The 20915-nt window shown below is 60.4% G+C and carries 21 protein-coding genes; 3 read left to right on the plus strand and 18 right to left on the minus strand.

Annotated features, from left to right (window positions below; translation table 11 throughout):
• Positions 1-12: 12 nt before the first annotated feature.
• Positions 13-948, minus strand: coding sequence for a chemotaxis protein CheV (locus FRT59_RS09700; RefSeq protein WP_034117049.1), 936 nt, complete (start codon positions 946-948; stop codon positions 13-15).
• A 553-nt stretch (positions 949-1501) separates the two neighbouring features.
• Here FRT59_RS09700 and FRT59_RS09705 point away from each other — a divergent pair.
• The 3 genes from FRT59_RS09705 (at position 1502) to FRT59_RS09715 (ending at position 3866) form a co-directional block, all read left to right on the plus strand.
• Complete coding sequence (locus FRT59_RS09705; protein ID WP_198809648.1) at positions 1502-1951, plus strand: hypothetical protein; 450 nt, start codon at positions 1502-1504, stop codon at positions 1949-1951.
• 365 nt (positions 1952-2316) lie between these two features.
• Entirely contained in the window at positions 2317-3210 is an 894-nt protein-coding gene (locus FRT59_RS09710; RefSeq protein ID WP_153871150.1) for a sensor histidine kinase, read from the plus strand.
• Positions 3207-3866 carry a response regulator transcription factor gene (locus FRT59_RS09715; protein WP_162524857.1) on the plus strand — a complete coding sequence of 220 codons (660 nt, stop codon included), beginning with the start codon at positions 3207-3209 and terminating at the stop codon, positions 3864-3866. Before FRT59_RS09710 ends, FRT59_RS09715 begins: the two co-directional genes overlap by 4 nt.
• Here FRT59_RS09715 and yegS read toward each other — a convergent pair.
• From yegS to FRT59_RS09800, 17 genes are all read right to left on the minus strand, one after another.
• On the minus strand, positions 3825-4745 hold the full coding sequence (gene yegS / locus FRT59_RS09720) for a lipid kinase YegS (RefSeq protein WP_153871067.1): 921 nt from the start codon (positions 4743-4745) through the stop codon (positions 3825-3827). The genes FRT59_RS09715 and yegS overlap by 42 nt on opposite strands.
• A 753-nt stretch (positions 4746-5498) precedes the next feature.
• A complete protein-coding gene (locus tag FRT59_RS09725) occupies positions 5499-5891 on the minus strand; it encodes a DUF2802 domain-containing protein (protein ID WP_034117056.1) in 393 nt (130 codons plus the stop codon).
• Complete coding sequence (locus FRT59_RS09730) at positions 5892-6374, minus strand: chemotaxis protein CheW (RefSeq protein WP_010564003.1); 483 nt, start codon at positions 6372-6374, stop codon at positions 5892-5894.
• Positions 6375-6454: 80 nt separating this feature from the next.
• On the minus strand, positions 6455-7243 hold the full coding sequence (locus tag FRT59_RS09735; protein ID WP_153871068.1) for a CheW domain-containing protein: 789 nt from the start codon (positions 7241-7243) through the stop codon (positions 6455-6457).
• Positions 7243-8031 (minus strand): ParA family protein, encoded by a 789-nt coding sequence (locus FRT59_RS09740; protein ID WP_153871069.1) that lies wholly within the window; start codon positions 8029-8031, stop codon positions 7243-7245. Before FRT59_RS09740 ends, FRT59_RS09735 begins: the two co-directional genes overlap by 1 nt.
• 51 nt (positions 8032-8082) lie before the next feature.
• Positions 8083-8970 (minus strand): flagellar motor protein MotD, encoded by an 888-nt coding sequence (motD, locus tag FRT59_RS09745; protein ID WP_034117062.1) that lies wholly within the window; start codon positions 8968-8970, stop codon positions 8083-8085.
• A 16-nt stretch (positions 8971-8986) separates the two neighbouring features.
• The gene (locus FRT59_RS09750; protein ID WP_005790033.1) at positions 8987-9727 is read right to left on the minus strand and encodes a flagellar motor protein; all 741 of its coding nucleotides are present in this window, start codon (positions 9725-9727) and stop codon (positions 8987-8989) included.
• Positions 9727-10857 carry a protein-glutamate methylesterase/protein-glutamine glutaminase gene (locus tag FRT59_RS09755; protein ID WP_153871070.1) on the minus strand — a complete coding sequence of 377 codons (1131 nt, stop codon included), beginning with the start codon at positions 10855-10857 and terminating at the stop codon, positions 9727-9729. Before FRT59_RS09755 ends, FRT59_RS09750 begins: the two co-directional genes overlap by 1 nt.
• Positions 10858-10905: 48 nt before the next feature.
• A complete protein-coding gene (locus FRT59_RS09760; protein ID WP_153871071.1) occupies positions 10906-13086 on the minus strand; it encodes a chemotaxis protein CheA in 2181 nt (726 codons plus the stop codon).
• An 11-nt stretch (positions 13087-13097) separates the two neighbouring features.
• Positions 13098-13886 (minus strand): protein phosphatase CheZ, encoded by a 789-nt coding sequence (locus FRT59_RS09765; protein WP_034117066.1) that lies wholly within the window; start codon positions 13884-13886, stop codon positions 13098-13100.
• Positions 13887-13904: 18 nt separating this feature from the next.
• A complete protein-coding gene (locus FRT59_RS09770; protein ID WP_005790040.1) occupies positions 13905-14279 on the minus strand; it encodes a chemotaxis response regulator CheY in 375 nt (124 codons plus the stop codon).
• Between the two features lie 167 nt (positions 14280-14446).
• On the minus strand, positions 14447-15187 hold the full coding sequence (gene fliA / locus FRT59_RS09775) for an RNA polymerase sigma factor FliA (protein ID WP_034117067.1): 741 nt from the start codon (positions 15185-15187) through the stop codon (positions 14447-14449).
• A complete protein-coding gene (gene fleN, locus FRT59_RS09780; protein WP_003192912.1) occupies positions 15184-16017 on the minus strand; it encodes a flagellar synthesis regulator FleN in 834 nt (277 codons plus the stop codon). The genes fliA and fleN overlap by 4 nt, the downstream gene beginning before the upstream one ends.
• A gap of 105 nt (positions 16018-16122) precedes the next feature.
• Positions 16123-17439, minus strand: coding sequence for a flagellar biosynthesis GTPase FlhF (gene flhF / locus FRT59_RS09785; protein WP_034117068.1), 1317 nt, complete (start codon positions 17437-17439; stop codon positions 16123-16125).
• A gap of 11 nt (positions 17440-17450) precedes the next feature.
• Complete coding sequence (flhA, locus tag FRT59_RS09790) at positions 17451-19565, minus strand: flagellar biosynthesis protein FlhA (protein WP_034117069.1); 2115 nt, start codon at positions 19563-19565, stop codon at positions 17451-17453.
• A 138-nt stretch (positions 19566-19703) separates the two neighbouring features.
• Positions 19704-19904: a cold-shock protein gene (locus tag FRT59_RS09795; protein WP_034117070.1), complete on the minus strand. Its 201-nt coding sequence runs from the start codon at positions 19902-19904 to the stop codon at positions 19704-19706.
• Positions 19905-20203: 299 nt separating this feature from the next.
• Positions 20204-20407, minus strand: a complete 204-nt coding sequence (locus FRT59_RS09800; protein ID WP_034117071.1) for a cold-shock protein — start codon at positions 20405-20407, stop codon at positions 20204-20206.
• Positions 20408-20915: the final 508 nt, after the last annotated feature.

Consider the following 20915-nt stretch of genomic DNA (forward strand, 5'->3'; position numbering starts at 1 on the left):
GTCATCCTAAAGTCAGGCGGACACTTCGTCCAACATCAGTCGCTGGCGCACCACATCCACCAGCTTGTCCGGCTGGAATTTGGAGAGGAAATTGTCGCAGCCGACCTTCTTCACCATCGATTCGTTGAAGCTGCCCGATAGCGAGGTGTGCAGCACCACGTAGAGCCCGCGCAGGCGCGGATCGTTGCGGATTTCAGTGGTGAGACGGTAGCCGTCCATTTCGGGCATTTCGGCGTCGGTGAAGATCATCAGCAGTTTGTCGGTCATCACCTGGCCGCTGTCGGCCCAGGCCTTGAGCATGTTCAGCGCCTTGAGACCGTCGCTGGCGATGTGCATCTTCACGCCCAACTGGCCCAGGGTGTCACGCAATTGCGAGAGCGCCACATTGGAGTCGTCCACCAGCAGCACTTCGCGACCACGGGCACGCTCGAGCACCGGGTCTTCGAGTTTCTCCCGGGAGACCTTGGCGTTGTAGGGCACGATCTCGGCGAGGACCTTCTCCACGTCGATGATTTCCACCAACTGGTCATCGACCTTGCTGATGGCGGTGAGGTAATGCTGGCGACCGGCGCTGGCCGGCGGTGGCAGGATCGCTTCCCAGTTCATGTTGACGATGCGGTCGACGCCGCCCACCAGGAACGCCTGCACCGAACGGTTGTACTCGGTGACGATAATGGTGCTGTTGGGCCCCGGCACCAAAGGGCGCATGCCGATGGCCTGGGACAGGTCGATCACCGGCAGGGTTTGGCCACGCAGGTTGACCACCCCGCAAACGAAGGGGTGGCGCTGGGGCATCAGGGTCAGCTTGGGCAGTTGCAGCACTTCCTGCACTTTGAACACGTTGATCGCGAACAACTGCCGCCCGGCCAGGCGGAACATGAGAATCTCCAGGCGATTCTCCCCCACCAATTGCGTGCGTTGATCTACCGTGTCGAGAATGCCGGCCATTGAAAGCTCCTGGTGTGCTGAGAGGGTGTGCAACGGACTTGAGCGTCGCTCCTACCAGTGGGTTATCGGCGGCGAGCGCCAGACCTTGACCCGCTTAAAATGCCACGTAAATGCATTGATGCCACACTGACATCATGCTTTACTGCAAGCGCCTCTTCATATGGCAATACCGAGCCTTGCGCGACATTCAAATCGACGCGAGGTTCCGCCGTGTAAGGGATTCCCCTACGCACAATCAGGCCCAACCTGATATTCGCGATATCTAATAGCCATTAATGTGACGCCATTCTCATTGCATGAATGGAGTCAGGCTTTTGTTTGCCATCCCAAGCCCACGACCCACGGGTCTTTCAGGCACTTACATGTCGGCAACTGAAGTTGTGCAATCGCCGTGGATAACCAGAGCTATCCAGAGCTTGCGTGTGTATTCAAATAAAATTCCTACTGAAATCTCGGAAGCAACCTACAGATTCCAGTCATATTTCAGCGCTAGTTTTAAGCCATTCACCCAGTGCGACATCCAATCACCCGACCTTAAGTTGTGGAGAATTGCATGATGAATAGCGCAAACGAATGGCAAACAGCACTCCCCGAGTTTCTGCTGGAAGCGGAAATGCTGCTGGCCAAGTCTGAAGAATGCCTGAGCCACCTGCATTTGATTCGCAACGACAGCGATGCCATCGACTGCATGAAAGCCAGCCTGGCCAAGCTGGCTGAAAAGGCTGATGGCTTGGCCCTGCAAGCCATCAGCGAGTTCTCCCGGCATATCCAATACCTGATCGCCAATGCCGTGAGCCCCGTGCAACTGCATGACCAGGCCCTGGATGCCCTGCACGACTGCCTGACGTTGCTGGCCTGGCAACTGGAATTGATCGACATCCGTACCGGCAAGCTGGGCCTGGATGAGAGTGAACAAACGTCGCTGATTGCGACCGTCACATCGCAGATCCCTCAGAAAGACTACGAACGTAACCCGCAGCATCGTTTGCGCCATGGGCCGTGAAACGTGCAAAGGTCGTATTTAATACATGGGTTATCTAAAAACGACCGCCCTTGCTCAAACGATGCAACTCGATTACCGGCGGAAGAAATATCAATTAGCCAGCTACTCAATAACTGTACAAAGTACTCCAACTAATACAACTGACTATCTTTGAACTCTGGGACTGCCGCCAGGGCATATGCGTGGTTAATACATGGATGGGGAAAGTGCTGGCGACCAACGGTAATAGTGGTGGTACTATGCCCCGCTCCAAGTGACTCAACTTCCTCATGGGTAACAACGATTCGGCACCGCACGCCCAACAAAGCCCAGTCAATCGCCGTTGCCGGTCTTCCCGCAGTGAACCCTCATTGGCTCCATCCGCTATGTACGCCAACTTCAAGTCACTTATCGCCAGGTCCGTGTCCCGGAGTCATGCGCGTCACCTCATCCCTGCCCTGTGCCTGTGCTCACTGCTGGCCAGCCTGTGGGCTTACCTGCAGGGCGCGCCGCTGACGTTATTGATCCTGCTGCTCAACCTGGCAACGTTGTTGGTGGTGGGCCTGCGACAGTGGAATTCGCGTAAATCCATCAAGTTCCAGCCCCAGGAACTGGCCGACCGCCTGCTGCAAGTCCAGGAAAACGAACGCCATCGCCTCAGCCGCGAGCTGCACGACGATATCGGCCAACTGCTGACCGCCGCCAAATTGCAGAGCGAATGGTTGCAGCGCCGCCTGCCTCAAGAGCTGCAAAACCATTGCTCGGTGCTGTGCAATACACTCACTGAAACCCTGGCGAAAGTGCGTGACGTTTCGGCGATCCTCAACCCTCGTCAACTGGCGAGCCTGGGCCTGGAAGCCAGCCTGCGCGCGCACCTGCTCAAAACCCTGGAAAACACCCAGGTGTGCTGGAGCCTGGAGTGCCAGCAACGGCTCACCGGCATCCCCGAAGAAATGGCCGTGGCGGCCTTTCGCATCACCCAGGAAGCGGTGACCAATATGCTGCGCCATGCCCAGGCGCACAATTTGCGGGTGCGTCTGCAACGCCTGCCGGAAGGCCTGTCGCTGATGATCTGCGATGACGGCCTGGGCTTTTCGCCTGCCAGCGACCCCGGCAGGGAAGGTCAACGGGGCATGGCCGGCATGACCGAACGGATTGATCAGTTGGGGGGCACGCTGTCCGTCAGCAGCCGACCAGGCAAAGGCACACGTATCGACGCACTTTTCCCCTGGGCGCCCCGCGCCCTCGAACGGGCCAGCGCCCCTAAGGTTCTCGAGTGACCTGCAGTTTACTCCTGGTCGATGACCACGCACTGATTCGCGCCGGCGTACGCGCGCTGATCCTGGATATACCCGGTTACAGCGTGATCGGCGAAGCCAGCGATGGCGCGCAACTGCTGGAGCAATTCAGCGCCCTGCTGCCGGACATCGTGCTGCTCGACCTGTCGATGAAGCACACCGGCGGCCTGGACGCCTTGCAGCAACTCAAGCGCGCCTACCCCAAGTGCAAGGTGCTGATCCTGTCGATGCACACCGACCCCGAGCTGATCATGCGTGCGCTGGAGGCTGGCGCCCACGGCTACCTGCTCAAGGACACCACCGCCAACGAACTGGAACACGCCCTGCTGGCCCTGCGTAACAACGAGCGCTACCTGAGCCCCGCCATCGCCCACACCGTGATCAATCAGGCGCTGATCCACCACCAGGGCTCCAGCGCACCTGCCGCCCACAGTCACAACCTCACGGCGCGGCAATTGGAAATCCTGCGCCTGATCGTACGCGGCAAGTCCACCCGTGAAATCGCCCACGGCCTGGGCCTGAGCATCAAGACCGTGGAAGCCCATCGCTCGCAGATCATGAAGCGCTTGCAGATCTTCGACGTGGCGGGCCTGGTGTTATTCGCCGTGCGCGAGCAGATCATCAGCCTGGACGACTAACGGCGAGCCCAGCGGCAAGTGCACGCGCAGGGCCTTGGGCAACGCTTCGAAATGCAGGTCATCGCCTTCCAGTGGCTCACCATCGAGGTTGATGTACAACCCTTGGGCCACCTTGATATTGACCCACGGCAGGCGTGCACGCACGAACATGGTGTCCAGGCCCCAACCGTTATTCATCAATTCACGCAGGGTGCCGACCACTTCCTGAGGCGCGGGCAGGATGCTCACATCCAGCAGCCCGTCATCGGCCAAGGCGCCGGGACACAAGACATGCCCGCCGCCGGCCTGGCGACCGTTGCCGATACCCAGCGCGAGCAACTCGCCTTTCCAATGGAAATCCGGGCCTTCCAGCTCCCCATAGGCAGCCTTCAATTCACTGAAGCGCGATAAACCGGTGAACAGGTAAGCGGCACCGCCGAGGACTTTCTTCAAGTCTTCGGAGGTGTTGGCCGTGACCTGGCTGCCGAAACCACCGGTGGCCATGTTCAGGAAGATTTGCCCGCCGACCTGGCCGAGGTCGATCGCCCTGGGCTGAACGTCCAGCAAGGCCAGGGCACCGGCCGGTTCCAACGGCACACCGGCGGCCTTGGCGAAGTCATTGGCGGTGCCCAGGGGCATCAGCACCAGGCTGGCATCGGTCTTGGCCAACGCCATGGCCTCGGCCACATCGCGCAGGGTGCCGTCGCCGCCGCCGGCGATGATATGGGTATACCCGCCCTCCAGTGCCTCGTTGACCAGACGCTGGGCATCGCCGCCCTCCCAGGTCACCCGCACGGCCAGTTCCCAACCTACCTTGCGCCTGGCCAGCACGGCGGCGCGCACGTCCTCGTTGAGGGCTTGCTTGCCGTGGAGGATTAACAGTGCCTTGGGGGTGGTCATTGGGGGAGATCTCCTGGGTCAAAGGTGCTTGAAGGATGTTGACCTTTGGAGAGGGGGAAAAAGTCTATGGGGAGGGAAATAAATTGGGTGGGTGGGTGGTGTACCGCGTAAATATCCGTTGCTTAGGTAACGGCTACTATTGGTTCCGCTCTTACAGCGGGTCACTTTGGAAAAGAGCCCCAAAGTAACCAAAGGGCTCTCGCCCCACCACTCGGCACCTCGCCTAGGCTCGGTGTGCCCGTAATCCGACATTGATTTGGGGGGCCGACGCCACGCGCCATCCATGGCGCGGGGCGCCTAAGATCAAAATCAAAAACACAGCGAGGCGGCCTTATAGCCGACCTGATCGTCGAGGCGTGCGCGTCCCCCTGTGGGAGCGGGCTTGCTCGCGAATGCGGTGGGTCAGTCAACATCAATGTTTGCTGGGCCGACGCCTTCGCGAGCAAGCCCGCTCCCACATTTGATCTTCGCTGCCTTGAGCATTTCGTTCGCTTAACTGACCGGCTCCCACAGAAAAGCAGAAGCACCGCCAGCGTATCTACGATGCGAAGCGAGTCGGTTTTGATCTCAGGCGCCCCGTTAAACCACGCTGGCCGAACGCAGGCTTGAATCCGTGGGTAACCCGGCAGGACGCCGGGTTAGCCACGGATTCAAGCCTTCGTTCGGGCACACCGAGCCTAGGCGAGGCACCGAGTGGTGGGGCGAGGACCTTATCGACTGTCAAGCCCCCGCCCACATTACCCCCAGCCCCAATCAGCTTTTGTGCAACTTACTCATCAACTGCGCCTCAGCCTGGGTCAACCCACACGACTGCGTCAGCTCATCCACGGTCGCGCCCATCCCCACCAACTTGGCCGCCTGGGCAAACGACAGGTTCGAAGGATCACGCTGTTCCAACTGCACCAACTTATCCGGCAACGGCGCAAGAATTGCGCGCAGTTCATGCACTTCGTCCCCAACCCGTACCGCACTTTGCTGGAAGTGGTCGACCCGCTTGACCAGTTCCAGAATGCGCCGGTCACGCACTGCATCGCGTTCGGCCTGTTGCAAGGCCAACTCCCGCTGCTGGCGCACATAGCGCAGCACAAACGCCAAGGTCCCGGCCCACAACAGGGCCAGGACAATCACCGCCGCATCAAGGAACAATCAGATGCTCTCCAGTTCCGACCATTCTTCTTCGCTCATCATCTTGTCCAGCTCAACCAGAATCAGCAGTTCGCCGTTCTTGTTGCACACGCCCTGGATGAACTTGGCCGACTCTTCGTTACCCACGTTCGGCGCGGTTTCCACTTCCGATTGGCGCAGGTAAACCACTTCGGCCACGCTATCGACCATGATCCCGACCACTTGCTTGTCGGCCTCGATGATGACGATACGGGTGTTGTCGTTGACTTCGGTCGGCACCAGGCCGAAGCGCTGGCGGGTGTCTATGACCGTCACCACGTTGCCGCGCAGGTTGATGATGCCCAGCACGTAGCTAGGCGCACCCGGTACCGGGGCGATCTCGGTGTAGCGCAGCACTTCCTGCACGCGCATCACGTTGATGCCATAGGACTCATTGTCCAGTTTGAAGGTTACCCATTGCAGGATCGGATCATCCAAACCCTGTGCGGACGCTGACTTGTTCATTGCTCTGACCCCTTCAAGTGCCGTTGCTCACGGCGTATGTACTTCTCTGATCGCACTCGCGCACGGCCCTTATTGTTCAATCAACTGCGTTTGCTCTGTGGCATTTCCTTGACCGCGCCGCTGGCGATCAACTCGGCCAGCTCAGCGACATCCAGCAATGCACACATGTGTTCGATCACAGTGCCCGCCAACCAGGGGCGCTGGCCCCGGTGGCTGCGCCATTTGATTTCATTCGGGTCCAGGCGCAACGAGCGGCTGACTTGATGCACGGCCAACCCCCACTCGTAGCCCTGCACCGAGATCACATACTGCAGGCCCTGGCGGAAGTCGTCGCGGTAGCGGTCGGGCATCACCCAGCGCGCCGTATCGAGCACCTTGAGGTTGCCGGCCTGGCTGGGCAGGATGCCGAGGAACCACTCCGGTTGACCGAACAGCGGTGTCAGTTCCTGGCCTTCCAGCGAATAGATCGAGCCCAGGCACACCAGCGGCACCGCCAGGGTCAACCCGGCGACGTCGAACAGCAGGCATTCGAACGGCTCCGCAGCCCACGACGGGCGACCATCGCCGGTGATCGGCGGTGGTGTAATGCTCGGCGCAAGGTGCACTTCAACTACCGGCTCGACAACCGCCGGCGTCACCTCCACAGGGGCGATAGGCACCACGATTGGAGACGCAACAACCTGCGCATCACGCGCCTGTTCTTCCATCACGGCCTGCTGAAACTCATCCAGCGTGCTTTCTTCTATAGCAGGTTCAAGTACCAGAATCGGTTCCGGCAGCTCCTCGGCAGTCGCATCCTGGAGCAAGGCATCCAGGTAGGATTGCAGCGCCAGTTGCGGCCGGGTCTTGAGCTCAACAGGACGATTCATCACGCCACCTGCGCCACAAGCTGCTGCGACAGCAAGTGCTTGAGCAACGCACGGTACGCCAGCACGCCGCGGCTCTTGCCGTCGAACTGCGACGGCGTGAGCCCCGCACGGCTGGCGTCACGCAGGCGCGTGTCCACCGGGATGTAGCCGTTCCAGATAGTCTCCGGGTAGGCATCGCGCAGTACGCGCAGAGTGCTGAGGGACGCCTGGGTACGGCGGTCGAACAAGGTCGGCACGATGCTGAACGGCAGCGCCTGCTTGCGCGAGCGGTTGATCATCGCCAGGGTGCTGACCATGCGCTCCAGGCCCTTGACCGCCAGGTGCTCGGTCTGCACCGGGATCACCAACTGCTGGCTGGCGGCCAAGGCGTTGACCATCAGCACACCCAGCAACGGCGGGCTGTCGATGATCGCGTAGTCGAATTCCTGCCACAGCTGCGCCAGGGTCTTGGCGATTACCAGGCCCAGGCCGCTCTGCCCCGGCGACTGGCGCTCAAGGGTAGCCAGGGCGGTACTCGAAGGCAGCAAGGAAATGCTGTCGTTGCTGGTGGGCAACAGCAGTTGCCCGGGCAAATCCGATGGCACGCTGCCCTTGTGCAGGAACAGGTCATAGCAACTGTGTTCCAGCGCATCCGGGTCATAGCCGAAATAGCTGGTCATGGAACCGTGGGGGTCCAGGTCGACCACGACCACACGCTTGCCCGCCTCGGCCAGCAAGCCGGCTAAGGCGATGGAAGTGGTGGTCTTGCCGACTCCACCCTTTTGATTGGCAACTGCCCAGACTCTCATTCGGTTGGTTCCTCCCGGTGGGCACAGGCGCGACCGAGACATTGCATAAAGTTATTGAGCCGGTGACGGAGAATTGACGTTACTCGATCTGGCCGGCGGCTTGACAACGGGCGGTGCAGTTTGTGTGCCAGCGCGCTTCAACGCCGCATCCGGAGTGGCATTGGCGGTGCCGGTACCGGTCAGGCTGCGGCGCACATCCAGGTTGCGCGACACCACCAGCACCACCCGGCGGTTGCGTGCACGACCTTCCACCGTGGCGTTATTGGCCACCGGCTGGAATTCACCATAGCCTACCGACGCCAGGCGCTGGGGGTTCACGCCCTGCATCGCCAACATGCGCACGATGCTCGAGGCACGGGCGGACGACAGCTCCCAATTGGTCGGGTACTGCGCGGTGCTGATGGGGAAATTGTCGGTAAAGCCCTCAACGTGGATCGGGTTTTCGAACGGTTTGAGGATCAAAGCCACCTTGTCGATGATGGTGAACGCCTGGTCGCTCGGTAACGCATCGGCGCTGGCGAACAACAGGCTCGAGTTCAGCTCGATCTCCACCCACAGCTCATTGCCGCGCACGGTCATCTGGTTGGAACTGATCAGGTCGCCAAATGCGGCGCTGATGTCGTCGGCGATGCTTTTCAGCGGATCGCTGGTGCCACCAACACCGGCGGCGATTTCATCACTGTCGTTGACCAGCGGCTTGGCCGGGGTCACGGTCTTGGGTCGTTCCTCACCGATGGGAATCGGCTTGAGGGCACGCTCGGTATCGTTGAACACGCCCACCAGCGCCTGGGAGATGATCTTGTACTTGCCTTCGTTGATCGACGAGATGGAATACATCACCACGAAAAACGCAAACAACAAGGTGATGAAGTCCGCGTAGGACACCAGCCAGCGTTCGTGGTTGACGTGCTCCTCGGGCTCGCGACGGCGACGGCTCACAGGCAGCTCCTTCCCATCAGTCCATGAAGCCCTGAAGCTTCAATTCGATGGAGCGCGGGTTCTCGCCCTCGGCAATCGACAGGATGCCTTCGAGCAACATCTCGCGATAACGCGACTGGCGCATGGCGATCGACTTGAGCTTGCTGGCCACCGGCAGCAACACCAGGTTGGCACTGGCCACGCCGTAGATAGTCGCGACGAACGCCACGGCAATGCCGCTGCCCAGCTGCGAAGGGTCGGCCAGGTTGCCCATCACATGGATCAGGCCCATCACCGCGCCGATGATGCCGATGGTCGGCGCGTAGCCGCCCATGCTTTCAAAGACTTTGGCGGCGTTGATGTCGCGGCTTTCCTGGGTGTAGAAATCCACTTCGAGGATGCTGCGGATCGCTTCCGGCTCGGCGCCGTCCACCAGCAATTGCAGGCCCTTGCGTGCGTAGCTGTCGGGCTCGGCATCGGCCACGCCTTCCAGGCCCAGCAGGCCCTCCTTGCGCGCGGTGAGGCTCCAGTTGACCACACGGTCGATGCCGCCTGGCAGGTCGACCCGTGGCGGGAAAATGATCCACACCAGAATCTGCATGGCACGCTTGAACGAGCTCAGCGGCGACTGCAACAGCGCAGCGCCCACGGTGCCACCGATCACAATCAGCGCCGCCGGACCGTTGGCCAAGGCGCCGAGGTGGCCGCCTTCAAGGTAGTTGCCGCCAATGATCGCGACAAACGCCATGGTGATGCCGATCAGGCTCAAGACATCCATCAGAGGCAAGCCTCCACCAGATGCTTGCCGATGTCATCCAGGCTGTAGACCGCGTCAGCCAGGTCAGCCTTGACGATGGCCATGGGCATGCCATAGATCACACAGCTGGCCTCGTCCTGGGCCCAGATGGCGCTGCCACCCTGCTTGAGCAGGCGTGCGCCTTCACGACCATCGGCGCCCATGCCGGTGAGCACCACCGCCAGAACTTTGTCGCCGTAGGACTTGGCCGCCGAACCGAAGGTGATATCCACGCACGGCTTGTAGTTCAGGCGTTCATCGCCCGGCAGGATTTTGATCGCGCCACGGCCGTCCACCATCATCTGCTTGCCACCCGGGGCCAGCAGTGCCAGGCCAGGGCGCAGGATGTCACCATCCTCGGCTTCCTTGACGGTGATGCGGCACAGCTTGTCCAGGCGCTCGGCGAACGCCTTGGTGAATGCCGCCGGCATGTGTTGGATCAACACAATCGGCGCCGGGAAGTTGGCCGGCAGTTGGGTCAACACCCGCTGCAAGGCCACCGGGCCGCCAGTGGAGGTGCCGATGGCGACCAGCTTGTAAGCCTTGCGCTTGGGCGCTGGCGAATGAGCACTCGGGGCGGCGGCGCGTACCGGCGCCACTGCAGGCCGAGCCACGGGCGCAGCAGGCGCCGGGCGCGCAAACGATGAGGTCGGCGCAGGCGCTGCGGGCGTCGATACGGGTGCCGGCGCAGGTGCGCTGAACAAGCTGCGGCGGTTACTGCGGGAAATGCTGTGCACCTTCTCGCACAGCATCTGCTTGACCTTCTCGGGGTTGCGCGAGATGTCTTCGAAATTCTTCGGCAGGAAATCCACCGCGCCGGCATCCAGTGCGTCGAGGGTCACCCGAGCGCCTTCATGAGTCAGCGAGGAAAACATCAATACCGGTGTAGGGCAGCGTTGCATGATATGACGGACGGCGGTGATGCCATCCATCATCGGCATCTCGTAGTCCATGGTGATTACGTCCGGTTTCAAGGCAATTGCTTGATCGATCGCCTCTTTGCCGTTCGTGGCCGTGCCGACCACCTGGATCGTTGGATCGGCGGAAAGAATTTCCGAGACGCGGCGGCGGAAGAAACCCGAATCGTCCACCACCAGGACCTTGACTGCCATAAACACTCCGTTAGGCGGGGCGGGCACTACCGCCCTGCCCCACCAGAATCAAATACGCCGTGCGGCGTAACGCTTGAGCATGCTTGGAACATCGAGAATCAGCGCGATGCGACCGTCACCGGTAATGGTCGCGCCCGACATGCCCGGGGTGCCCTGCAGCATCTTGCCCAAAGGCTTGATCACCACTTCTTCCTGGCCCACCAGTTGGTCGACCACAAAGCCGATGCGCTGGGTGCCCACGGACAGAATCACCACATGGCCTTCGCGCTGCTCTTCATGCTTGGCCGAAGCCACCAGCCAGCGCTTGAGGTAAAACAGCGGCAACGCTTTGTCGCGCACGATCACCACTTCCTGGCCGTCCACCACGTTGGTGCGCGACAGGTCGAGGTGGAAGATTTCGTTGACGTTGACGAGCGGGAAAGCGAACGCCTGGTTGCCCAGCATCACCATCAGGGTCGGCATGATCGCCAGGGTCAACGGCACCTTGATGACGATCTTGGAGCCCTGGCCCTTGGTCGAGTAGATATTGATCGAGCCGTTGAGCTGGCTGATCTTGGTCTTCACCACGTCCATGCCCACGCCACGGCCGGATACGTCGGAGATCTCGGTCTTGGTCGAGAAGCCCGGGGCGAAGATCAGGTTGTAGCACTCGGTGTCGGTCAGGCGGTCGGCGGCGTCCTTGTCCATCACGCCACGCTTGACTGCGATGCCTCGCAGGATATTCGGGTCCATGCCTTTGCCGTCATCGGTGATCGACAGCAGGATATGGTCGCCTTCCTGCTCCGCCGCCAGGATCACCTTGCCGTTGCGGGACTTGCCTGCGGCCTCGCGTTCTTCCGGGGTTTCCACGCCGTGGTCGACGGCGTTGCGCACCAAGTGGACCAGCGGGTCGGCCAGGGCCTCGACCAGGTTCTTGTCGAGGTCGGTTTCTTCGCCCACCAGTTCCAGGTTGATTTCTTTCTTGAGCTGGCGTGCCAGGTCGCGAACCAGACGCGGGAAGCGGCCGAAGACTTTCTTGATCGGCTGCATCCGCGTTTTCATCACGGCGGTCTGCAAGTCAGCGGTGACCACGTCGAGGTTCGACACGGCCTTTTGCATGGCTTCGTCGCCGCTGTTCAGGCCCAGGCGCACCAGGCGGTTACGCACCAGCACCAGTTCGCCGACCATGTTCATGATGTCGTCCAGGCGTGCGGTATCAACGCGCACGGTGGTTTCGGCTTCGCTGGCCGGCTTTTCTGCAGCCGCGGGTGCCGCTGCACGCGCAGGGGCCGGGGCCACAGCAGGGGCTGGCTTGGCGGCCGGCGCAGCAGCTTTGGCGGCAACCGGCGCGGCGGTGGCGACCGCAGCCGCCGGGGCCACTTCGGTGAACTTGCCTTTGCCGTGCAACTCGTCCAACAAGGCTTCGAACTCGTGATCGGAGATCAACCCGTCGCCAGCAGGTGCTGCACTGGCCGCTGGAGCGGCGGTGGCAGTGGCGGCGACCTCCGGCAGGGCTTCGGCCACAAACGTGCCCTTGCCATGCAGTTGGTCGAGCAGCGCCTCGAATTCGTCGTCGGTAATGTCAGTGCTGGCGTTGGCAGCCGGAGTTTCTGGCGTTGCCGCAGGTGCCACGGCGTCAGCCGCGAACTGGCCTTTGCCATGCAACTGGTCGAGCAGGGATTCGAATTCTGCGTCGGTAATGTCTTCGCTGGTCGGCGTGGCAGCAGGCGCAGCCGGTGCTTCAGCTTCGGCCTTGACCGCATTGAGCGAATCGAGCAACTGCTCGAACTCGCTGTCGGTCACGTCCTGCTCGGCTTCCACCACCGGCTCAGGCGCGGCTTGCACCACCGGCGCAGCAGCAGCCGGTTCGGCCAGGCGCGCCAGGGCGGCCAGCAGTTCCGGGGTGGCAGCAGTGATCGGTGCACGCTCGCGCACTTCGCTGAACATGCCGTTGACCGCATCCAGTGCTTCGAGAATCACGTCCATCAGTTCCGAGTCGACGTGCCGCTCACCCTTGCGCAGGATGTCGAACACGTTCTCGGCGATGTGACAGCACTCCACCAGCTCATGGAGCTGGAGGAAGCCGGCGCCCCCTTTTACAGTGTGAAAACCGCGAAAAATTGCATTGAGCAGGTTCGCATCATCCGGTCGGCTTTCCAGCTCGACCAGTTGTTCGGACAGTTGCTCTAGAATTTCGCCGGCCTCTACAAGGAAATCCTGGAGGATTTCTTCATCGGCGCCGAAGCTCATGGGTGTGCTCCTTAGAAGCCTAAACTGGATAACAGGTCATCTACGTCATCCTGACCTGACATAACGTCTTCACGTTTATCGGCATGAATCTGCGGACCTTCACCCTTGGCGAGATGTTTTTGTGGATCTTTTTCCGAGAGGATCGCTTCGCGGTCATGTTCGATGCCGGCAAAACGGTCGACCTGGCCGGCCATCAGCACCAGTTTGAGCAAGTTGCTTTCCACTTCGGTGACCAACTGGGTCACGCGCTTGATCACCTGACCGGTGAGGTCCTGGTAATCCTGGGCCAGCAGAATGTCGTTGAGGTTGCTGGCAACCGTGCGGTTTTCCTGTTCGCTGCGCGACAGGAAACCTTCGACCCGGCGCGCCAACTCACGAAACTCTTCAGCGCCTACTTCGCGGCGCATGAAGCGGCCCCAGTCAACGCTCAGGGCCTGGGCTTCGGTGGCCATGCCGTTGACCAGGGGCGTGGCGTTTTCCACCAGGTCCATGGTGCGGTTGGCCGCCGCCTCGGTCAGCCTGACCACATAGGACAGGCGTTCAGTGGCGTCGGTGATTTGCGATATTTCTTCGGCCTGGGGCATGCGCGGGTCAATCTGGAAATTGACGATCGCACTGTGCAGCTCGCGTGTGAGCTTGCCCACTTCCTGGTACAGGCCGCGGTCACGGGTCTGGTTAAGCTCATGGATCAACTGCACCGCATCGCCGAACTGGCCTTTTTCCAGGCTGTCGACCAACTGGTGAGCATGTTTTTTCAAGGTCGACTCAAAGTCGCCCTGTGACGTTTCGTTATGCTCCATAGCTCCCCCGTGGCTGCATCAATGACCGATGCGTTCGAAGATTTTTTCGATCTTCTCTTTCAAGGCCAGCGCCGTGAATGGCTTGACCACGTAACCGTTGACCCCGGCTTGGGCGGCTTCGATGATCTGTTCACGCTTGGCTTCGGCGGTCACCATCAGCACAGGCAGGCTGCGCAGTTTTTCATCGGCGCGCACGTGGCGCAGCAGATCGATACCGGTCATACCCGGCATGTTCCAGTCGGTTACCAGAAAGTCGATGCTCCCGCTGTTGAGGATCGGAATCGCCGTAATGCCGTCATCCGCCTCGACCGTGTTAGTGAACCCAAGGTCACGCAACAGGTTCTTAATGATCCGCCGCATCGTTGAGAAGTCATCAACGATGAGGATTTTCATGTTCTTGTCCAATTCGACCTCCAAGCAGTCTTAAACGCGCCCAGCACCTGGACGCGCCATTTCAATCAACAGGCGTTACACAAAAAGGACTGCCCAGGGCACCACGGTGCGCACCCGCGAAGCCTTGCGGCGTCGCGGTAGCGTCTGCAGTGTCCCCACACTGCCTGTCAGCGCGCGCGCCACTCTCCCAATCGCCCCCGCAAGCGAGCTGCGCACTGGCTATGCAACTGGCTGACACGCGATTCGCTGACCCCCAGGACCTCACCGATTTCCTTGAGGTTCAGCTCTTCGTCGTAGTACAGCGCCAGCACCAGGCGCTCACGCTCCGGCAAATTGGCAATCGCGTCCGCCAACGCGCTCTGGAAACGTTCGTCTTCCAGGTCGCGGGACGGCTCCAGATGTGCACTTGCGCCGTCCTCGTGCAGCCCTTCGTGTTCGCCGTCCTGCAACAGGTCGTCGAAACTGAACAGGCGGCTGCCCAAGGTATCGTTCAAAATCCCGTAGTAATCGTCGAGACTCAATTGGAGTTCGGCCGCAACTTCATGATCTTTAGCGTCACGACCGGTTTTTGCTTCAATTGCACGAATTGCATCACTGACCATGCGCGTATTGCGGTGTACCGAACGCGGCGCCCAATCCCCTTTACGCACTTCATCGAGCATCGCGCCACGGATGCGGATACCCGCATACGTCTCGAAACTCGCACCCTTGCTCGCGTCGTATTTGGTCGACACTTCGAGCAGGCCGATCATGCCGGCCTGGATCAAGTCTTCGACCTGCACACTCGCCGGCAGGCGCGCCAACAGGTGATAGGCAATGCGCTTGACCAGGGGCGCATAGCGCTCGATCAATTCACCTTGGCTGTCACGTGCCGATCTCTTGTAAAGGTTGTAGCCGCTGGCTGTCATAGCACCGGTCCTGCGCTCGTCTGATGCACCAAACGCTCGACGAAAAACTCCAGATGCCCCCGAGGGTTGGCGGGCAACGGCCAGGTATCGACCTTCTGGGCAATGGCCTTGAACGCCAGTGCGCACTTCGAACGAGGGAACGCTTCATAGACCGCACGCTGCTTTTGCACGGCCTTGCGCACACACTCGTCATAGGGAACTGCGCCGACGTATTGTAAAGCAACATCGAGGAAGCGATCCGTGACCTTGGTCAACTTGGCGAACAGGTTTCGCCCTTCCTGCGGGCTTTGGGCCATGTTGGCCAGCACGCGGAAGCGGTTCATGCCGTAGTCACGGTTAAGCAGTTTGATCAGCGCGTAGGCGTCAGTGATCGAAGTGGGTTCGTCGCACACCACCAGCAGCACTTCCTGGGCGGCGCGCACGAAGCTGACCACTGACTCGCCGATCCCGGCAGCGGTGTCGATCACCAGCACGTCGAGGTTGTCGCCGATATCACTGAACGCCTGGATCAGCCCGGCATGTTGCGCAGGGCTCAGGTGCACCATGCTCTGGGTGCCCGAGGCCGCCGGCACGATACGGATGCCACCGGGGCCCTGGAGCAGCACATCGCGCAGCTCACAGCGGCCCTCGATCACATCGGCAAGGGTATGTTTGGGTGTCAGTCCCAGCAGAACGTCCACGTTCGCCAAGCCCAGGTCAGCATCCAGCAGCATGACGCGACGGCCAAGCTCTGCCAGGGCCAGGGACAAATTCACTGACACGTTAGTTTTTCCGACGCCACCTTTGCCGCCGGTCACCGCGATCACCTGTACGGGATGCATGCTGCCCATTTTATTTCTTTACCTTGTCTTGCTTAGACGCAGGCTACATGGCTTGGCCGCGTGAATCGCTTGCAGACCATCGATGTAGGTACATTTCACGGTGTTCATCCTGCCTCAACCGACCCGTTTAGCCGGGTGGTGGTAAAGGTCGGCGAACATATCGGCCATCGCTTCCTCGCTAGGCTCTTCTTGCATTTGCACACTCACGGCACGGCTGACCAACTGATGACGGCGCGGTAGATGCAGATCATCCGGGATCCGCGGCCCGTCGGTCAGGTAGGCGACCGGTAATTCATGGCTGATGGCCAAACTCAACACTTCACCCAGGCTCGCGGTTTCATCGAGCTTGGTGAGGATGCAGCCGGCCAGCCCGCAACGCTTGTAACTGTGATAAGCAGCGGTAAGCACCTGTTTCTGACTGGTGGTTGCAAGCACCAGGTAATTCTTCGACTTGATGCCACGCCCGGCCAGGCTTTCGAGCTGCATGCGCAGGGCCGGGTCACTGGCTTGCAGGCCAGCGGTATCGATCAGCACTACGCGCTTGCGCAGCAGCGGGTCCAGGGCGTTGGCCAGGGACTGGCCCGGGTCGACGTGAGTCACCGGCACATTGAGAATACGGCCCAGGGTCTTGAGCTGCTCCTGGGCGCCGATGCGGTAGCTGTCCATGCTCACCAGGGCGATATTCTGCGCGCCGTACTTGAGCACATAACGGGCGGCCAGCTTGGCCAGGGTGGTGGTCTTGCCCATGCCGGCGGGGCCGACCATGGCGATCACGCCGCCCTCTTCAAGCGGTTCGATTTCCGGGGTGGCGATCATGCGGGCCAAGTGCGCCAGCAACATGCGCCAGGCCTGGCGCGGTTCTTCGACTTCCGCGGTCAAGGCCAGCAAGTCGCGGGACAGCGGGCCAGACAGGCCGATGCGTTGCAAGCGGCGCCACAGGTTGGCTTGTTGCGGCTTGCTGCCTTGCAGTTGCGTCCACGCCAGGGAGCCCAGTTGCACTTCGAGCAACTCACGCAGGCCGTTGAGTTCAAAGCGCATCGAGTCAAACACACGCTGGTCGACGGCAGCGGCCGGGGCAGGCGCGGCTGGGCGCGGGGGTTCGATGAAGGTTGGCTCTACCAGCGGCTCGGCGGCGGTCAATGGCAAGCCGGCGAACAATTGGCGATTGGTGCTGGCATCGCTGTCGCCACGCATGCTCAGTTCAGCCTGGGCCGACACAATACGCGAGGCGGTCTTGCGCAGCTCGTCTTCGAGTTCCATGTTCGGCACACGCGGGGCCAAGGCCTGGGGCGTGTAATCCAGCGCAGCCGTCAGCTCGACACCGCCGGCAATCCGACGGTTACCGATAATCGCGGCGTCGGCGCCCAGCTCATCACGGACCAGTTTCATGGCCTGACGCATATCGGCGGCGAAAAAACGCTTAACTTGCATAACCCACTACCTCAGCCATTGGGCCCAACTGTCGCGACGATAGTCACTTGCTTATTGTCAGGAATTTCCTGGTAAGCCAATACGTGCAAATTCGGTACGGCCAGGCGTCCAAACCGCGACAACATCGCACGAACCGGACCGGCCACCAGCAGAATCACCGGGTTGCCTTGCATTTCCTGGCGCTGTGCGGCGTCGATCAACGAACGCTGCAGCTTCTCAGCCATGCTTGGCTCCAGCAGGACACCCTCTTCCTGGCCCTGACCGGCCTTCTGAATACTATTGAGCAATATTTGTTCCAACCTTGGTTCCAAGGTGATCACAGGCAGCTCGGACTCAATACCTACAATGCTTTGCACGATTGCACGGGACAATCCGACGCGCACCGCTGCCACCAGCGCGGCAGTATCTTGACTCTTGGCGGCATTGTTGGCGATGGCCTCGGCAATGCTGCGAATATCGCGTACCGGCACCTGTTCGGCCAGCAGCGCTTGCAACACCTTGAGCAACTGCGACAGTGTCAGCACGCCCGGCACCAACTCTTCGGCCAGTTTCGGCGACGACTTGGCCAGCAACCCCATCAATTGCTGGACTTCCTCGTGGCCGATCAGCTCATGAGAGTGCTTGTAGAGAATCTGGTTGAGGTGCGTGGCGACCACGGTGCTGGCGTCGACCACGGTATACCCGAGGGACTGTGCCTGGCTGCGCTGGCTGACTTCGATCCACACCGCTTCCAGGCCAAAAGCCGGATCTTTGGCGGTAATGCCGTTGAGCGTGCCGAACACCTGGCCAGGGTTGATCGCCAGTTCGCGGTCCGGGTAGATCTCGGCTTCGGCCAGGATCACGCCCATCAGGGTCAGGCGATAGGCGCTGGGGGCCAGGTCGAGGTTGTCGCGGATATGCACGGTGGGCATCAGGAAGCCCAGGTCCTGGGACAGCTTCTTGCGCACGCCCTTGATCCGTGCCAGCAGTTGCCCACCCTGGTTGCGGTCCACCAGCGGGATCAGGCGGTAGCCGACTTCCAGGCCGATCATGTCGATCGGAGTCACGTCGTCCCAGCCCAACTCCTTGGTTTCCTGGGCGCGGGCCGGGGATGGCAGCAGGTCCTGCTGGCGCGCAACCTCTTGCAAGGCTTGAACCTTGACGGCGTTCTGCTTTTTCCAGAACAGGTAGGCGCCGCCGCCGGCCAGGGCTGCCATGGTCAAGAATGAAACGTGGGGCATGCCCGGGACGATGCCCATGATCGCCATGATGCCCGCCGCCACGGCCAAGGCCTTGGGCGAGGCAAACATCTGGCGGCTGATCTGCTTGCCCATGTCTTCGGAGCCCGAAGCACGGGTGACCATGATGGCCGCCGCTGTGGATAACAACAGTGATGGCAATTGCGCCACTAAACCGTCACCGATGGTCAGCAAGGCGTACACCCGGCCCGCATCGCCGAAGGTCATGCCGTGCTGGAAGATGCCGACCGCCATACCGCCAATCAGGTTGATGAACAGAATCAACAGGCCGGCGATGGCGTCACCGCGCACGAACTTACTGGCACCGTCCATCGAGCCATAGAACTCGGCTTCCTGGGCCACTTCCAGGCGGCGGGACTTGGCTTGGTTCTGGTCGATCAGGCCGGCGTTGAGGTCGGCGTCGATGGCCATCTGCTTGCCGGGCATCGCATCGAGGGTAAAGCGCGCGCTCACCTCGGAAATCCGCCCGGCGCCCTTGGTCACCACCACGAAGTTGATGATCATCAGGATCGCGAACACCACGATACCGACCACATAGTTACCGCCGATCACCACCTCACCGAAGGCCTGGATCACTTTACCGGCAGCGGCGTGGCCGTCCTGGCCGTGGAGCATCACCACCCGCGTCGACGCCACGTTCAGCGCCAGGCGCAGCAGGGTCGCAATCAACAGGATGGTGGGGAACACCGCGAAATCCAGCGGCCGCAGGGCGTACACGCACACCAGCAGTACCACGACGGACAGGGCAATGTTGAAGGTGAAGAACACGTCGAGCAGAAACGGTGGCATCGGCAACATCATCATTGCCAGCATCACCAGCAACAACAACGGCACACCCAGATTGCCCCGCGACAGGTCAGTCAGGGTGCCACGGGCCGTGTTGAGCATTTGAGAGCGATCTACCACCGGTATTCCTCGTGTCCTTGAAGCAAAGTTTTGACGCTGGGAAGCGTCGTGGAGGCGGGGTTGCAAGAAGCCTTCCAACTTTTACTTGAAGTGAATACCGGTGGGTATTTCTATTGAGGGTTAAGACCTAACGAGCCTGATGTGGCTAACGTGGCCATCGCTGCGTACCTCGTAAATCACCCTGTCCCCCTCTTGTAGATCAGTCAGCTTCGCGGTGCTAAGTGCCTCCTCATACGCAGTCACCCTACCCTCGCCTTCATCCGGCTGGATTTCCGCAAATTGATTCTCTTTGTTGAACACACGAACGGTACCTTTTTCCATGAAGACTCTCCTTGACACTCCTACGTGACCGCCCCCCTGGCGTGGCCACAAGTCCCTGTCCAAGCCTACGCGCGCAAGTAGTGGGCGAACTACTGTCAACATTGACAGGTAGGCCGTGCCTTCTGACAAATGGCAGTCCGGCGCGTCCCCGTGACGGCCTGGCAATTGACTGATCTGATAGAAGTACAAACCAGGTCAAATGTGGGAGGGGGCTTGCTCCCGATGGCTCTGTGTCAGGCAGTAGATTCATTGACTGAGCCAGTGCTATCGGGGGCAAGCCCCCTCCCACATTTGAGCCTTTAAATAGGCCGTATATTATCGGCCTGAGGGCCTTTTGGTCCTTGGGCTAGGTCATATTCTACTTTTTGGTTTTCTTCCAGGCTTTTGAACCCATGCGACTGAATTGCCGAGTAATGGGCAAAAACATCCGTACTCCCATCATCCGGGGTAATAAAACCAAACCCCTTCTCCGCGTTAAACCACTTCACAGTACCGGTTGCCATTTCCGCTCTCCCTTACACCTTTGGATCCGCCTCTGTGTCGTTACACGCACTAATGGGAAGCGCGTAAACGCCCTGGGGTTTATGGATCATCTGAAACATTATCTGCTCACCAATCGACAGTGCAGCCCAATGCCAATCGCTCCAATCGATGAAGACGTTTTCTTCCCCGTCGTCCAACGCAATCAACCACTCGCCGCGGATCAACTCAAAGGATTTGACAGTACCTGTAGCTACCTTCAATACCGCTCTCCCCGCAGCTCGTTTACTACATGCGCGAAGGGTAATAAACAACGGAAAGCGCACTGTGGCTACTGTCAAAGTTGACAGGTAGACGCAAGTGGTCGATAGGTGCTAAGGCCAGTGAATCATGCATCCGGTGTTTTTTTTCGCTTGCGGGTTTTTCGAAGCCTGGGAACGGCTGGCGGGGCTTCACCGCACTTAGCGCCTTTGGGTTCAACAGCAACCTCATTGCCATCAAGGTCCCGGGCAATAAAGCCAATGCCCTTGA

It is taken from the genome of Pseudomonas haemolytica, assembly GCF_009659625.1.
GTDB lineage: Bacteria > Pseudomonadota > Gammaproteobacteria > Pseudomonadales > Pseudomonadaceae > Aquipseudomonas > Aquipseudomonas haemolytica.